The organism is Psychrobacter sp. KH172YL61 (assembly GCF_007182895.1).
GTDB lineage: Bacteria > Pseudomonadota > Gammaproteobacteria > Pseudomonadales > Moraxellaceae > Psychrobacter > Psychrobacter pacificensis.
Map to the genome: position 1 here is coordinate 1,289,058 of NZ_AP019516.1, position 15,530 is coordinate 1,304,587.

Consider the following 15,530-nt stretch of genomic DNA (forward strand, 5'->3'; position numbering starts at 1 on the left):
GTCTCCAAGTAGTTAATTTAATGTCCTATATAATCAATTTTTGTCCTAAAATGTCAAGAAGTGATAAGTAGGTTTTGCTACAGTAAATGAATAAAGATTCAACTTATCCATTAAAACCTCATTGAATCAACCTCATACCGGCTGTAAAAGGAAGTTTTTATGAAAGCCAACTTCGATTCTATTGACCTAGAAAGTCAATTACACGATTGCCTACAACAGCAAAAGAACTGTGCAACTATAGAAGGTATCGAAAGCATTGCAGTCAGAAAAGCGCATTTATTAAGTTTAAAGGCAATTATTAATGATCACCGTGAAGCATTAATTGAAGCCGTCAATCAGGACTATGGTAATCGTTCAAGACATGAGACTTTGCTAGCTGAAATTATTACGGCAACAGATGACATTAATAGCAGTATTAAACATTTAAAAAATGGACCAAGGTACAAAAGCGCAAAGTGGACTTGAGCATGTACTTTGGTGCAAAAATCGCCTGATCCCGCAACCTTTAGGCGTTGTTGGCTTAATAGTGCCATGGAATTTTCCTATTAATTTACTATTTTCTCAGCTTTCAGCCGTTTTTGCTGCTGGCAATAAAGCAATGGTCAAACTATCGGAGAACTCGCGTCACTTAGCTGCTTTATTGATTCAACTGATTCCGCAGTATTTCGAACCTGAAAAACTACAGATTTTTGACGAAACGGGCGGGGTAGGTGTTGCTTTCTCTAAGCTACCTTTTGATCATCTTATATTTACCGGTTCTGGCGCTACAGGCAAAAGGTTATGGCAGCGGCGGCAGAGAATTTAACAGCAGTCACTTTAGAGCTAGGCGGTAAATCACCTGCGGTCATTGATCCCAATTATCCTTTGACAAAAGCAGTTGAGCGCCTCATGTTCGTCAAACAATTCAATGCTGGGCAAATCTGTACCACTATCGATTATTTATTTGTACATAAGTCACAAAAGATCACTTTATCCAAGCGGCTAGTGAGTGGGTAGGAAAGCATGTCCCTGATATTCATCATAAAGACTATACCTCAATTATTGATGATCGCGCCTTTCAGCGTTTGTGCCACTGTGTGGAGGAAGCAGAAAATAAGGGCGCTACAGTCATCAACTTAAATAATCAACAAGCAGATAGCTCAGCGCGTAAATTTCCACTGACTTTGATTTTTGATAGTACTGATGAGATGGAAATTGATACTAGAGAGACCTTTGGTCCGATTCTGATGGTTAAGACTTATCTTCAGCCTGAAGAGGTCGTCACTTACATCGCTCAGCGCGATCGTCCGTTAGCCTTTTATCCGTTTAGCCAAGATAAAGCTCTAGTTAACTTTTATATCAATAACGTGATGTCTGGCGGCGTATCGGTAAATGATGCTTTATTTCATGTCGGTCAACATGACTTGCCGTTTGGCGGAGTTGGCGCTAGCGGTATGGGCCATTATCACGGTTACGAAGGATTTTTTAAACTTCTCAAAGATGCGACCTGTATTTTATCAAGCTAGCTTTTCAAGCTTAAAGTTTTTGGCACCGCCCTACGGTAACCTTGCCGATCGAGTTCTGAAGTTTTTGACCCATGCCAAATCTTAGTGTAGAGAGCCATACTCAAATACAATCCTACACTTCAATCTTTAAATTATCGAAAAACTATCTGTATCAACTAAGTGACAAAACGCAAACTATTAAAGGAGTTAATAGCATGTTAAATAAGGATGTTAAACCACAGTCAGAGCCACATTTTGATTTTGATCAAATCATTATTGGTTCAGGGTTCGGCGGTTCTGTCAGTGCATTACGCCTAAGTGAAAAAGGTAATAGCGTGTTAGTCCTTGAAAAGGATTGCGCCGAGAAGATCAGGATTTTCCCAAAACCAACTTAGATACCAAAAACTACCTATGGGTACCTGAATTAGGTATGCAAGGTACCTTGCAGATGAGTTTTACCAACAAAGTCACTGTCGTGCATGGTGTAGGCGTTGGCGGTGGATCGCAGATATATGCCAATGTACATCTTATCCCTGATGATGAAGTCTTTAAGTCTAAGGCTTGGACGCGGCTGCGTAGCGATTGGAAAGAGACGCTGTTACCATATTATGGCTTAGCACAGCGGATGCTTGGCACTGCCAAAAATACCTATACCAACATCGCTGATGATACCTTACAACAAGTCGGCCAAGAGATGGGGTACGGTGACAGCTACAAAACGGTCAACACTGGAGTATTCTTCCCGCTACCAGACGGTGAGAGAGGCAAGATTGTAAAAGACCCTTATTTCAATGGCGACGGTCCAGATCGTCGAACCTGTCAGTATTGTGGCAACTGCATTATTGGCTGTCGATATAACTCTAAAAATACCTTAATGAAGAATTATTTGTATTTTGCCGAGCGTAATGGCGTTGAGATACGCCCTAGTTCTGAAGTCGTCAAAATCATTCCGTTAAATTACGATGGTAGTGATGGCTATGAGCTTATTGTGAAAGAAACGCTTGGTAAAAAGTGCGCCAGTATAAATTACGTAGCCGAGGGGTTGTGGTATCTGGCGGCGTCATGGGCACAGTGCCGTTGTTACTCAAAATGCGGGATAAATATAAAACGCTGCCAAACATCTCATCCGAATTAGGACAGGAGATTCGCACTAACTCTGAAACCTTAACCACTGCCAATGACACCCGTGAAAAAGTGGACGATGGAGTCGCTATTAGCTCATTTATATCTGTCGATGAAAATACCAATATGGAAGTCAATCGATTCCGAGAAGGCTCAGATGGTACTTGGCTATATGTGCCTTACGTGCCGATGGTCACAGGACCTAGGTTTATAAGGATTGTGAAGTTCTTGATTAATAGTTTAATTCATCCGTTAAAGACTGGCAGAATGCTGCGTCCAAAAGGCAAAGCTCGTAGTTCTATTTTGTTTTTGGTGATGCAAAAATCTGAGGCTTTTATTCATTTAGAGTGGCGACGCAAATGGTATCGCTTTTTTTAAAAATGGCATTACTGCTGTACAAAAAGCCAATGACACCCCGTTGACAGTCTCTTTTCCATCAGCTGAAAAAGCAACTCGATTATATGCTGAAAAACTAGGCGGGGAACCAGGATCGTCATTGAGTGAAGTCCTACTAGGAACACCAACGACAGCGCACATCATGAGTGGGGTTTCAATGGGAACCGACGCTTCCAATGGTGTCGTAGATTTTTCAGGGAGGTTTTCGGTTATAAAAATTTGCGAGTGCTCGATGGATCGATCATTCCAGGAAACCTAGGAGTTAACCCATCTTTGACCATTACCGCCCTCTCAGAGTTTGCCATGAGTCAGATTCCTGTGTTTTCGGAAGAAAAAAGCTTCTAAGGTTAAACGTATTCAATTCAGTGAACCGCTTGTAGGACAAACCTCTCATATCAAAGGGATAGGAGATTTAGCAAGTGACTTAAACCGAGTAAAAGAAAAGGAGTTCGTATAATGATTAAGAAAATTTTAGTAGCCGCAATTTCGGGCACATTAATAATAGGGGCTGCACAAGCAGACGATAGTTTGAGTAGTAAACCTGCAAGTAAATTTACTATGCAGCAAAACTATGCCGTATTATCACAATTGCCATTTAATGACAAACAGGATTTTGAATTTGCTGCTAAAGGACTAATTGCAAAGCCTGAGTCGAAGCAAATAAAAAAACGCAAAAGGAGAGGTTGTCTGGGATCTAGCGCAATTTGATTTTTTTGGATCAAGGTAAGTTCATGGCTTCAATCAATCCAAGTCTACAACGTCAAGCCAAGCTCAATATGAACTATGGTCTCTTCAAGGTAACCGATCGAATTTATCAAGTTCGTGGTTTTGACCTGACCAATATTACATACATTCAAGGTGATACAGGTTGGATTGTTTTTGACCCACTAACCGTTCCAGAAACAGCAAAAGCCGCACATGCTTTGGTGACCAAGCATTTAGGAGATCGGCCAATTAAAGCCGTCGTTTATAGTCATGCTCATGTGGATCATTTTGGTGGAGTGGAAGGCATTATCAGCAAAAATCAGGTAGATAAAGGCGAGGTGCAAGTCATTGCACCACGTGATTTTATGGAGCATGTCGTTAAGGAAAGTGTACTTGCAGGCAATGCTATGGCGCGGCGTGGCTCATATCAATACGGCATCATGATACCTAAAAATCAATATGGCGTGGTGGATGCAGCTTTAGGTAAAGGAGTGCCTACTGGTTTGGTGGGTTTGATTGCGCCAACTTATATCGTAGAAAAAGATCAAGAAACTTTAAATATTGATGGTGTAGAAATGGTGTTCCAAAATACACCAAATACAGAGTCCCCATCAGAGATGAATACATGGTTCCCTCAGTTTAAAACCTTATGGATGGCAGAAAACACCGTCGCAGGTATGCATAACTTGTACACCATACGTGGCGCAGCAGCTCGGGATGCCTCTATGTGGAGTAAAAGCATCAACGTTGCATTACAAAAATTTGGGGTGAAGGCGGATGTGTTAATGGCTTCCCATCATTGGCCGCGTTGGGGTAAAGAAAATATTGTGAAGTACATGGAAAAGCAACGTGACATGTATGGTTATTTGCATGATCAGAGCCTACATTTAGCAAATAGTGGGGTAACAATTAACGAAATTCATAACGAATTTAAGATGCCTAAAGCTTTGGACCAAGAGTGGTATAACCGCGGTTATCACGGTTCAGTCAGTCATAATGTGCGAGGTGTAGTCAATAAATATATAGGTTATTACGACGGTAATCCAGCTACCCTAAACAAACTCAGTCCAGAAGAGGCAGGTAAGAACTATGTGGCTTTGGCGGGTGGTGGTGAAGCGTTATTAAGAAAAGCGAAAGTGGCTTTTGACCGTGGTGAGTATCGCTGGGTTGCAGAACTGATGAATCATTTAGTATTTGCAGAGCCTGACAACATAAAAGCAAAAATCCCTTACAAGCAGACACTTTGGAACAACTAGGCTATCAGGCTGAAAGTGCAGGATGGCGAAATGCTTATCTATCGGCAGCTTATGAATTACGTCATGGTGTGCCTAAAGAGGTCAAAACGACTCAAGTTGGTCCAGACCTCGTAATAGCGATGGATACAGAGTTGGTATTTGACTACATGGGTGTGCGCTTAAATGCTGAGCGTGCGCTAGACCAAGCGTTTAAAATCAACTTTGTACTGCCAGATCGCAATGAAAAGATCGCCTTAGAATTAAAGAATTCACATTTAAATGTGATGGCTAATACTCAAGCACCTGATGCTGATTTGACTCTCACTTTAAATCGTGAAGATTTTAATAAATTGTTAATAAAAACAGCCTCTTTTGAGACGTTAGTGGCACAGGGGAAAGTACAGCACCAAGGTGATTTAAAATTGGTTCAGCAGTTTTTCTCTATGCTAGATGACTTTGAGTATGGGTTTAATCTGGCAACACCTTAATAAGGTGAAAAATAACTTAAGTTCACTAATAAAATTTAGATAGTTCATAGTAATGGTTTTCGTAAAGTGATATTTATCAGCTTTTCATGGGTATGTTCATAGCTGTTTTTAAACTGCTTTGTAGTATTGAGCGAAGCACTTTATTACAGCAGATAATATCAAATGGCTGATTGTTATTTGAAATAAGGATATTTTATATGTTAGGAAATATGATGTTTAAACCGCTGCTGATTAGCAGTTTAATTGAACATGCTGCACACTACCATGGCGATACAAAGATTTTTTCTAAAGAGGTGGATGGTCACATCGTTGAAACCACATGGCTAGAAATTTCTAAAAATGCAAAAAGGTATGCAAATGCATTAAAAAGTCTAAACCTACAACCGAATGATAGAGTAGCTACAATAGCATGGAACAACCATCGTCATCTAGAATCTTGGTATGCAATTTCTGGCTCAGGTATGATATGTCATACTATTAACCCACGCCTATTTCCTGAGCAATTGACGTATATTATTAATGACGCGAATGATAAGGTTTTAATGTTTGATAAGACATTTGTGGCTTTAATTGCATCTATCCAAGAAGAGATTCCAAACGTCCAACACTTTGTTTGTATGAGCGAAGCAGATCCTGAGATCACTAAGGTTTTGCCAGGCGTAAAATTCTATGATGAGTTAGTTGCAGCACAAAAAGCAAGTTTTGAGTGGCCTGAGTTTGATGAAAATACAGCAAGTTCATTATGTTATACCTCTGGAACTACAGGGGAACCCAAAAGGAATTTTATATTCACATCGATCAACGGTTCTACATAGTTTTGTAACCTGCTTCCCTGATACTATTAGTTTATCTTCACGCGAAATTGTCCTTCCCGTAGTTCCGATGTTCCATGTAAATGCATGGGGTATTCCCTATGCATCTGCAATGGTTGGATGTAGCTTAGTACTACCAGGGCCAGATTTAGATGGCAAAAGCTTAGTTGAACTCATTGATCGTTATGACATTACTATGGCTTTGGGTGTACCAACGATTTGGCAAGGGCTTTTAACATATGCTCGAACTTCAGCTACCAAGCTTAAGAGTTTAACAAGAACTGTCGTGGGTGGTTCTTCTTGTCCACCATCAATTATTTCAGAATTTAAGGATCGCTATGCTTGTGACACTATTCATGCATGGGGAATGACTGAAACAAGTCCGCTAGGTACGATTAATCAGTTGAAGGCAAAGCATGGTGAATTGTCTGAAGATGAACAGCTTAAGATCCGTTTATCTCAAGGGCGCCCACCTTTTGGTGTTTCTATCCGTATTACAGACGAAGAAAATGGAACTAATCGTTTAGCTGAGGATGGACGACAGACAGGACACCTACAGATTAAAGGACATTGGATTATTGAGCATTATTATAACAAAGATATGGCCTTACTAACTGAAGACGGTTGGTTTGATACAGGCGATATCGCTTCAATCGATAGTGATGGTTATCTCAGTTTAAGTGATCGTGCCAAAGACTTAATCAAATCAGGAGGTGAGTGGATTTCATCTGCTGAACTTGAAAATATTGCATTAGAACATCCAGGAGTTGCGATGGCAGCTGTAATTGCTGCTGTGCATCCGAAATGGGATGAACGCCCAGTTTTAATTGTAAAAAAACATAGCGAGAATCAAGCTACAGAAGAATGCGTTCTGCAGGTTTATCAGGGAAAAATTGCTAAATGGCAGATACCTGACAAGGTTATCTTTGTTGATGAAATTCCAATTAGCGGTACTGGAAAAATGGTAAAAAGGATTTACGTGAGAAGTATAGTCGAATTTTATTTGAATAGCTAAGAGGCATGAAACTCCAAGTTTAACCTTCTCAGCTAATAAAAGTATAAAATCAACAACCTCTTAAAGCTATATTCTTTATAGTTTCAAGAGGTTTTTTATGCCTAAAATAATACTAACTACTTAATAATACTAATTATTTTATGATATTAAGACCGCAATAATAAAGCGTTTGACACCTAAGTGTTCATTAGATAACATGAATTATATTCACTATTTTTGTAAAAAGATGAAAAATAATAAACTTAAGGTTGGGCAAAGCTTGCCAATCCTAGTAAGGATGATTTGTATGTACATCCGTATGCTAGAGCCGCGTTATGTGTTTGGCAGAGATTGAGACCTAAAACGACTTATATCAATACGAAGTTTTTGGATAACTTCTACCGTCCACCACTGCGCTTGGTTGATGGAGGAAGCGGTACTTTCTATTTCTTTAATGATTTCCAAAGAGTCGATCAGGTCTTAAGGTTCGAGAATAATAGGGATTATCCATGCTTGATAATCCCTGAAAGTATTAAAGACGTTCAGCAGCTCGCATGGATGGAGGTCATAGACTTGATGTTCTTGAAAGGCATTCATCATCCTGATTTGTTTAAAGCGCTTAAAAGCACTGCACCTCAAAGTGTAATATGTCAGCTTATGGGGGTTAGGCAACTGACTGTAAGGGAGTATTGCCATTTTGCAGGTATTAGCCAGAGTAGTTATGAATATCGCCAATGTAAGTTTGCACTAGAAGAGCGTGTTCTAGGTATTCCTCAAAGTATGAGCTGGTTGAGTGGTGCACCCTAATGAATATAAAGCAGTTTGATAACAGCGAATTACAGAGGGTTTTAGATCATCTAGTGCCACTTGATTCACCGTACTGTATAAAAGTACAAACCTTGATTATTAATACTCTTTATATTAATCCAGGCTTCTGCCTACATATTGGTAAGCAGGCCAACATAGATATGCCAGTATTTGCATCGTCTGAATGTGAAGCTATTGCCAGGGAAGTCGTCAAAGAGAAAAAAGATCGAGGCTTGGGCAGTCACTTATATGCTGGTCTTGTTTTACCAGATGTATGGCCAAGCACGTAGGGATGATGAAGCATGGCAGTTTATGAGTGCATATCTGCAGATAATTATAATGATTGCTATACGTAAGGATGAGCACTCTGCCAAAGTCAGTCAGCTAAGTGTGCGTCTAAGGATGGGGTTAAAGGACAATAACCCACAGTCTGAGATTGTTAAAAACTGTTTGATATCCATGCTCAACGTGCTTCACTGAAGAATGCACTAGAAGCATTACGCGTATATGAAGCTAAGATAAGAAGTGATGAAGAGTCAGGCAAAGTGGTTAATCAAAAGTTGGCGGGTAAAATTGGTCAAATAAGACTTGCCTATGAAGTGATTGCAGATAATAAAGCGTTTGTGGGTAAAACCTATACCAACTCACAAAACAATAAATTTAGCAAAGAACACACTAATAAGCGATACCTTGATTGTACTGATGAACCATTAAGAGCAACAGTATTCGGCAAACCCCATAAAAATGATAACGTGGCGGACGCTGAAAATACTGCTGATGATGACCCGCCTGCGCTTCTAGACAATGACTTTAAGCCTTCCAGGACAACCGCTAAATCCTCAGAATTACAGCAATGGAAGCTAAAAAACAACTATCGACATGCCCGCCGTAACCAGTTTTATTTTCCTACTAATTTACGTCAGCTAAGTCTACTGAGCTATCAGATGTTATTTGCTCGGGTGTGGCAGATTTTTGGCGTTGTCAGCTATAAACAGCGTCGGGTTTATGCCGTTATATTACTATCAATGCTAAGTGGTCGGAAGGTCCAAGACGTGATTTATGAGCTGGCGTTGGATAAAAGTCAGCGCAAGTGGTTGAGTCATGAGAGCGGTTCGGCTGCTGATAGTTATGCTATGAGTAATACTATTAACGTAACTTCAAATCGTAGAAGCCACTTATTGCCACATCGTCAAAGCCATGATAATGAATTTAAATTACCTCTGCCAGCGAGGCTACAAGCAGTTATTGAAAATAAGTTTTCGGTGGATGGCGATGAAGTGTCTGAAGTGCTGGCAAGCTTGAAAGTGCAACTAGAGCTACCGGTGTTATCAAATCAGCATATTGACGCTTGTTTATATACAGTTATAAAGAATGAGCTGCAAGAGTCATTACATGCCGACATGATTACTGGAGTTGATGTGAAACACAGCTCGCCCTTGTACTACACCAGTATTGAGACAATAAGCTTAGAGAAGACTTACTACAGCGCCATACAACTATTGACCGAATACTGTACTGCGGACAGCCAAGGTGAGCTGCGACAGCTTAGTATGTCTAGCACGAAAAGCAATCGTTATAAAAAAATATATTGGTAGTGACATGACTTTAAATATTGATATCTGCCAAAGATTTTTGATGAGCTTGCTGAAGCAACTGAGAGTTATAACGGTCGATTAAAGCGGAACGTAAGCATAAGGCAGGACCGTTATATTGAGCAGTTCAATGCTTATGGTATCTGGCTATGGCATATCATCTTTATTCAGACTGGGATTAGACCCGTAAAGCACGCACCTGGGCTTTTAAATCAGTTTGACTTTAGGCAGCGGCTGTTATGGGTATCGGATAAAGAAGAACGTCAGGGACAAGGGGCAGGGAAGGCTTATTCCTCTTAGTGATTTCTTAATCATAGCGATTCAAAATTATATTGAATATATCAAGCAATTTGCGGTCATGCATAATTCTATATATCCCAATGATCAATTTCCTATAAATAACATTTTGAACTCTAGTCAGCCACTCATTCAGCTATTTAGCCAAAATCCAAAAGGCTTTACCGGTATTACGCCTAGTAAGGTTCGCTATCAGATAAAACACTTTTTAGTCATCAAGATAATTGGCTTAGACATCAATTACGCTCACTACTAACGAATAAGTCTCCTGAGCATTTGATCTGCGCCCTATATGGTCATGAACATCCAGATCAGGAGGCTATGCATCCCATGTCGTCATTATCCATTAATGAGCTAAAAGCGTTATCCGCTGACTTAGAGAAAGTTGCAGTTGAGCTTAATCTACGACAAGTTGAGGTGAATATATATGGATAATGCCGTTGCTCATCAGTTAAGAGAAGAAAATAAAAGCAAAAGTCATGAGAGTATCAAAAATGAGGCGAAAGTTTTGATAGCGTCTTATGTTGATGACAATCACATACCCACAGGAACAGACCTAACTGAATACTATCAAACCATTGGTAGCATACTTGAGGTGCATTTTGATACTGCGCATAGCTATCACTTAGCCAGACAAGGATTTTTAGAATACATACGGAGTTATAACAAAGCTCATGAACTGAGTATGGATGAACCAGTTGTGCCAGTCATAGCAGAGCGTGATCATTTAACAATATCCTATGATTGGATGGTAAGTGGTGCTCAAGTAAGCCTTGCTAGCCAGCAAATAATTGAGATATGGCAACGGAAAAGAAGGTTCTCAAACAATGATTTGATTGAGTCAGTGCTCTACTGTAGCGTGATGTATGGGGATTGAATGACATAGATGTGTTAAAAGCACTGTATCAATGGCTCCTAGGCGAACGTGACATATATCAATTGCAGCTACCAGCAACTGATGAATTACCAGATTCAGGTGTCAGCAGCGAGAGTTTGGCGCTAATCTTGCTCAGTATTGATGATGACAATTACGGTTGTTCTTATACGCAAAGTCATACCTCAGAGGATGTATCTGCTACAAGCTTACAGCGCTATGTAGAGTACATACCTGATGATATGACACTTTGCTTTATACGCGCTAAAAGATAAAAAGTTAAAAAAAGAAAATGTGAAGTCGTTTGAAACCATTATCAGTGATATTTGTAAGAAGCTAAAACTACAAAATAAAGATAAAAGTAAACCGCATTTATCACAGTTAATAAAATACGCTGACTATCATTGGCGGCAAATGAAAGGAGGCGATATAGACACTGCACTGGCTATTGTTAGACAGGGCAAGATTAAAACGACGGGCTTAACCACAAATAAGCTTATTAATTATAATCAAGAGGTGATTAACTCAAATCTACAGCCGCTCACTTGGGAAGAGTTATTTGTAGCAAGCTTTTCAGAATCTGACGAAAAGGGTACCAATAGTAGGGAGTATCCAAATTTTAGTAAGAATCTCATTAAAGAGGTTCAAGATGCCCTTAAAGGCAGTAAAGCATCAGCTATTACGCAAGTAGAGTTGTTACAACAGGGGTTTACCCAGCCTAATGCCATGCGTCTCTTAGGATGGGTCAGAAGCTTGTTGAGTGATAGTAACAACAGGTTAGATACCATTAGTAAATATCTGGGATGTATTGGTCGGGATTGGCTGATGCTAACAATGGATGAGAATCTTGATGAATGGTCTGGTGAGGACTTTGAAGCTGTATATGAGGAGATCATTCAAAGTAAGATTAAGGATGGAAGAAAGCAGTCTATTTTAAACAAAGAATCAGACTTTGGCGAAGACAATCTAGATACGGATGATGATTTAGTTGGCTGTGCAGACGATGTGTTAAGTCAAGGTAGTCTCAATGTCTTGAATAATGTGTATTTAAAGAAAAATAAAGTTTCATATCTGGATAAGCTCAAAGATACTCAAAAATTTACTTATGGCAGACTACGAGCTTTCCATGATTATCAGCGAGCGCACTATAATGCGCCATTTGTGTATTTCCCGTGGGGTAATAAACGCCAAGTGGTAAATGCGAACATGATATCACCTCGGATATATCATGCGATGAAAGAGTATCTGGTCAACTCGGATTTAGGCGATGAACAGAAAAACCTGTGCTTAGTAGTCTTAAGTCTTGCGTATCGGACAGGGTTGCGAATCAAAGAACTTATCGGTGTTAAAGTTCGTGATATAGCTGACATCTATATTGATGAGCATGGACAACGAATAGAGCAGCCACAAATATGGTTAAGACCAAATCGCTATCGGAGATTGAAAAGTAGCAGCGCAAGCCGCCTTATACCCATTAACTGCCTACTTAAGAAAGACGAGCTAAAACAACTTATTCAGTTATATCGTCAGCAGAAAAGATTGAAGCGTCGTTACTTTTTTTCTCAAGGTTCAGGCGATCAGCCATTACCCAGTGTGGTTTTTAGTAATCTCATGAAGTTAATTTGGGACAGATTGCTAGGAAAGCACGACTTCACATTCTCATAGCTTTAGGCATACTGCGATTAGTCAGCTGGCGTTAGTACTAAGTAAGTCGCCATTGGCACAGGTGATGACTGATTATGATAATGAGCAGTGCGAAAAAGTAATAAAAGGCGTCCTTGGCTATCACAAGGATCAAGGCTCCTGGTTTGGGCTGGCTAGCTTTGCAGGGCATTTAACGTGCGACACAACCTTCGAGCATTATATTCATACTGCTCATCTGCTGGCAGGGGAACAGCTCAGTAACGCTTACTTAGAGCTACCTATAACCGTTTTAGACTTAATAACAGGACTAGATTATTCTGTTATATATAGACAAGACAAAACTGCTTATGATGCAACGACAAAGACGGTGCAGCTAAATAAGATAAGATCATACTTTGTTAAAAAAACAGCTGTTAATAAAACACGATTATTTAAGAATATAGATCAACCTGATAACAATACTAGCCAGCAACTGTTGAATAGTAATTTGGATGACTTTAAAGAGTCGAATGCAAATTCAATTTTCATTCATCCTAAATATGCGGACGTCATAGGTTTTCTAGAGCAGATGCAGGAGTTAAAAGAAAACTCTCGAGATCAGCTGTTACCTGAAGTTGCTATTAGACATGGTATAAGTCTAAATGACTCTAAATGTTTATACCTGCGCGCTAGTGAGCTGTTCGACGATGACAGGCTATTACTAGGTAGGCCTAAAGGTAGTAAGAATCAGGAAGTAATAATTAGAGCATTAGATAGAGCATATCAGATGTCTATAAAGGATCCTGAGAAGTTGAGAGTATTTATTGAGATATTTGCGCATAAGCATAACTTAAATAACTCATCGATCCATTTTGGTATTAAGGAGACCCAGATTGAGATGCTACAGAGTTTTATGCTAGTAGGTTGTCAGCTTATTGATGCCAGTCATTGGCAGGTGAGGGCATATAGCGAGCAAGTTGTAAGTGATGTTAAAAAGACTTGAGTCTGAACAGCTCAATACGTGTCGGTGCACGTGAGAGTTTTCATGGCTATGAAGTAAGGGTTGTACAGAAAAACGTAAACACTCTGACAAAAACTTGGCTACCACTAATCACTATTATGCGTCATCGGGGGTGCTTAAATATCTAGGATATCTGTTGATGGTACTAACAAAAAATAAAGTATAGAGTTTAGAGCTATTTATAGCTAGCTTATTCAATTAACCTTGATGCTTCTAAACAATTCGCTTTGTTGTAGTGAAGCACTTCGTCTATCACCTTGGTCAATCAGCCAGTCAATAATTCGTAAGAGCTTCTTACCAGTCTCTAAATCTAAAGGATTGTCCCTTTCTGCAAGGAATTGCACCAGTTCAGCTATACGAGAATACAATGTGCTACCTTGCCAGCCTACAAGCTTAGGCTTAGATATGACGGTTAAGACTTGATCTGCGAAAACTTCAGCAGGATAGTCATTTTTGGCATGGTCGCATAATTGCACAAAGTTTTGCATTACAGCACCAACCCAACCAGCTTCACGAACCAATTTATTAATTATGGGCATTACCAAATGAATGTCAGTCCAGTTACCATTTGCGAATCGTTTAGCACTATCAAATTGAGTGATGCGAGTAAACATTAACGTCTCTAGTGCATTATTTTTGAATACATCAAACTCTCCAATGCGATAGCTATTTGTGTTCAACTCTTCGACCTGCAAGAATCTTTCCATACAGTGTTCAAGTATTCTTACAATATCTTCTGATGCAACGATCTCGTCATATAGATTGCAGCTGCAATAGCTGATTAAAGGTTCTATAAGTTGCCAACCTTCTTGAGATTTTAGGTTCAATATAGGCTTTACAAACCTATGATAAGTCACGTTGAATAGCAATACTCCACAGATTGTACCAATGATATTACATAGAGCATCTGAGAATTCATAAAGACTGCCATGGTTGCCTTTGTGATTAGACTGTTCAGACCATGAAGGCTCAATTAGCTCAATAGTCCAATTAATTAAATTCTCTATAAAACTTAGAAGTTCTTCTTTGAATTCTGACTGTAGTAATTCCTTAATAGGTAGCTGCTTTAAGATATGACTCAAAAAGTAGTATCCCATTGTTCATCAGATCTTTCCCACTTTATAGCGTCAAAAGACTTATTTAAAGAATAGTTCAAAGAAGGTCTATATTTTTCCTGTTCCAACTCAACCCAAGGACTTCCACATTTTGGAAGTTCAATGAATTGTTTATCAGACTCATAATATTCAGCTAAAATAGATTCTATACTCTGTAACTCCACATTTATTTTAGCTGTATCATCTGAGTTACAATTACGATATTTCAAATGATTATGACTCATTGATATAGCTATGAATATAGCGGAGTAACTGAGTTTTCTATCAACTTCATATAATGAGAGACATTCGTTTAAAGCTGATATGGATATTTCATTTACTGGACTCGCAATAATGCATAATATTTGGATTTTTGAGTTATCATCAGCTGTATCAAATTTTATTTCAGAAGCTAGTGCTTTACTAGCAAATATCTTTGGATGAAATGTAAGTTTTGCTTCTGGGGTGCTGCACTCATATGAGTTAAATGGTAAATCTAATATTTTATTTATTACCTCGCGTGCCCATTCTAAATCTGTATCAGCTAGCGCTTCTCTAAAGCATAAGGCCATCGTTGCTACGGCGACAACAGCATTTTGTTTCATGCGTTTATGAGTAGATTCCTCGGTCCATCCTTCACAACCATCTTCAAAGAGCTCTAGCTCATCGTATTGTTTCATAAACTCTAGAGCAGATTGAATAGAATATCCTTCTACAATGGAGTCTTGTAAAGAGATTTATGAGCCCAATAGGCTATATTATTAAAACTAAGAAAATCTACACTTTTCTTCTGTTCTTCTATGTTTTTGCTATTATTCAAAGAAGGGCTATGATGCGAAATAGTGACTATACTTTCGTTTTCAGTAGGCTGAACTATATAAGTAGCTTCATCTGCATATTCGGCATAAAATTTAGCTCGTTCTATTAATCTTTTAGTAACTACTGCATTATCCATCTGTTCTTCGAAATTGTATGGTAGAAAGTTT

General features: G+C 39.2%; 19 protein-coding genes and 2 pseudogenes. 18 read left to right on the forward strand and 3 right to left on the reverse strand.

The genetic code is table 11. From position 1 onward, the window contains the following. The first annotated feature begins 159 nt into the window (after positions 1 to 159). The 18 genes and pseudogenes from PKHYL_RS06925 (at position 160) to PKHYL_RS07005 (ending at position 13,432) form a co-directional block, all read left to right on the forward strand. Positions 160 to 465: a hypothetical protein gene (locus PKHYL_RS06925; RefSeq protein WP_240366329.1), complete on the forward strand. Its 306-nt coding sequence runs from the start codon at positions 160 to 162 to the stop codon at positions 463 to 465. Then, positions 431 to 996: pseudogene (locus tag PKHYL_RS17385) on the forward strand (aldehyde dehydrogenase family protein). The gene PKHYL_RS06925 and the pseudogene PKHYL_RS17385 overlap by 35 nt, the downstream one beginning before the upstream one ends. A gap of 68 nt (positions 997 to 1,064) precedes the next feature. Beyond that, on the forward strand, positions 1,065 to 1,505 hold the full coding sequence (locus tag PKHYL_RS17390; protein ID WP_269778291.1) for an aldehyde dehydrogenase family protein: 441 nt from the start codon (positions 1,065 to 1,067) through the stop codon (positions 1,503 to 1,505). 194 nt (positions 1,506 to 1,699) lie between these two features. After that, positions 1,700 to 1,879: an NAD(P)-binding protein gene (locus tag PKHYL_RS06935; protein ID WP_240366330.1), complete on the forward strand. Its 180-nt coding sequence runs from the start codon at positions 1,700 to 1,702 to the stop codon at positions 1,877 to 1,879. Beyond that, complete coding sequence (locus PKHYL_RS06940) at positions 1,840 to 2,619, forward strand: hypothetical protein (RefSeq protein ID WP_240366331.1); 780 nt, start codon at positions 1,840 to 1,842, stop codon at positions 2,617 to 2,619. The genes PKHYL_RS06935 and PKHYL_RS06940 overlap by 40 nt, the downstream gene beginning before the upstream one ends. Continuing rightward, a complete protein-coding gene (locus PKHYL_RS06945; protein ID WP_240366332.1) occupies positions 2,574 to 2,984 on the forward strand; it encodes a hypothetical protein in 411 nt (136 codons plus the stop codon). The genes PKHYL_RS06940 and PKHYL_RS06945 overlap by 46 nt, the downstream gene beginning before the upstream one ends. A gap of 243 nt (positions 2,985 to 3,227) precedes the next feature. Next, positions 3,228 to 3,347: a GMC family oxidoreductase gene (locus PKHYL_RS06950; RefSeq protein ID WP_240366333.1), complete on the forward strand. Its 120-nt coding sequence runs from the start codon at positions 3,228 to 3,230 to the stop codon at positions 3,345 to 3,347. Between the two features lie 111 nt (positions 3,348 to 3,458). After that, positions 3,459 to 3,710, forward strand: a complete 252-nt coding sequence (locus tag PKHYL_RS06955; RefSeq protein WP_240366334.1) for a hypothetical protein — start codon at positions 3,459 to 3,461, stop codon at positions 3,708 to 3,710. Between the two features lie 23 nt (positions 3,711 to 3,733). Beyond that, positions 3,734 to 4,963, forward strand: coding sequence for an alkyl/aryl-sulfatase (locus PKHYL_RS06960; RefSeq protein ID WP_269778292.1), 1,230 nt, complete (start codon positions 3,734 to 3,736; stop codon positions 4,961 to 4,963). After that, complete coding sequence (locus PKHYL_RS06965; RefSeq protein ID WP_269778293.1) at positions 4,951 to 5,430, forward strand: alkyl sulfatase C-terminal domain-containing protein; 480 nt, start codon at positions 4,951 to 4,953, stop codon at positions 5,428 to 5,430. The genes PKHYL_RS06960 and PKHYL_RS06965 overlap by 13 nt, the downstream gene beginning before the upstream one ends. A 197-nt stretch (positions 5,431 to 5,627) precedes the next feature. Beyond that, positions 5,628 to 7,253, forward strand: a pseudogene (locus PKHYL_RS06970) (long-chain-fatty-acid--CoA ligase). Between the two features lie 496 nt (positions 7,254 to 7,749). Beyond that, positions 7,750 to 8,043, forward strand: a complete 294-nt coding sequence (locus PKHYL_RS06975; RefSeq protein ID WP_240366335.1) for a hypothetical protein — start codon at positions 7,750 to 7,752, stop codon at positions 8,041 to 8,043. Next, positions 8,043 to 8,333: a hypothetical protein gene (locus PKHYL_RS06980; protein WP_240366336.1), complete on the forward strand. Its 291-nt coding sequence runs from the start codon at positions 8,043 to 8,045 to the stop codon at positions 8,331 to 8,333. The genes PKHYL_RS06975 and PKHYL_RS06980 overlap by 1 nt, the downstream gene beginning before the upstream one ends. A 255-nt stretch (positions 8,334 to 8,588) precedes the next feature. Beyond that, positions 8,589 to 9,638, forward strand: a complete 1,050-nt coding sequence (locus PKHYL_RS06985; protein WP_240366337.1) for a hypothetical protein — start codon at positions 8,589 to 8,591, stop codon at positions 9,636 to 9,638. 721 nt (positions 9,639 to 10,359) lie between these two features. Next, on the forward strand, positions 10,360 to 10,809 hold the full coding sequence (locus tag PKHYL_RS06990; RefSeq protein WP_240366338.1) for a hypothetical protein: 450 nt from the start codon (positions 10,360 to 10,362) through the stop codon (positions 10,807 to 10,809). An 11-nt stretch (positions 10,810 to 10,820) separates the two neighbouring features. Further along, entirely contained in the window at positions 10,821 to 11,081 is a 261-nt protein-coding gene (locus tag PKHYL_RS06995) for a hypothetical protein (RefSeq protein ID WP_240366339.1), read from the forward strand. Between the two features lie 19 nt (positions 11,082 to 11,100). Next, positions 11,101 to 12,471 (forward strand): hypothetical protein, encoded by a 1,371-nt coding sequence (locus PKHYL_RS07000; protein ID WP_240366340.1) that lies wholly within the window; start codon positions 11,101 to 11,103, stop codon positions 12,469 to 12,471. Positions 12,472 to 12,535: 64 nt separating this feature from the next. Further along, positions 12,536 to 13,432 carry a hypothetical protein gene (locus PKHYL_RS07005; protein ID WP_240366341.1) on the forward strand — a complete coding sequence of 299 codons (897 nt, stop codon included), beginning with the start codon at positions 12,536 to 12,538 and terminating at the stop codon, positions 13,430 to 13,432. Between the two features lie 212 nt (positions 13,433 to 13,644). On the opposite strand, the gene PKHYL_RS07010 is transcribed toward PKHYL_RS07005, so the two are convergent. From PKHYL_RS07010 to PKHYL_RS07020, 3 genes are read right to left on the reverse strand one after another with little or no spacing between them, the layout of a single operon-like run. Beyond that, positions 13,645 to 14,532, reverse strand: a complete 888-nt coding sequence (locus PKHYL_RS07010) for a hypothetical protein (protein WP_240366342.1) — start codon at positions 14,530 to 14,532, stop codon at positions 13,645 to 13,647. Next, the gene (locus tag PKHYL_RS07015) at positions 14,529 to 15,224 is read right to left on the reverse strand and encodes a hypothetical protein (protein WP_240366343.1); all 696 of its coding nucleotides are present in this window, start codon (positions 15,222 to 15,224) and stop codon (positions 14,529 to 14,531) included. Before PKHYL_RS07015 ends, PKHYL_RS07010 begins: the two co-directional genes overlap by 4 nt. A 32-nt stretch (positions 15,225 to 15,256) precedes the next feature. Then, complete coding sequence (locus PKHYL_RS07020; protein ID WP_240366344.1) at positions 15,257 to 15,499, reverse strand: hypothetical protein; 243 nt, start codon at positions 15,497 to 15,499, stop codon at positions 15,257 to 15,259. Positions 15,500 to 15,530: the final 31 nt, after the last annotated feature.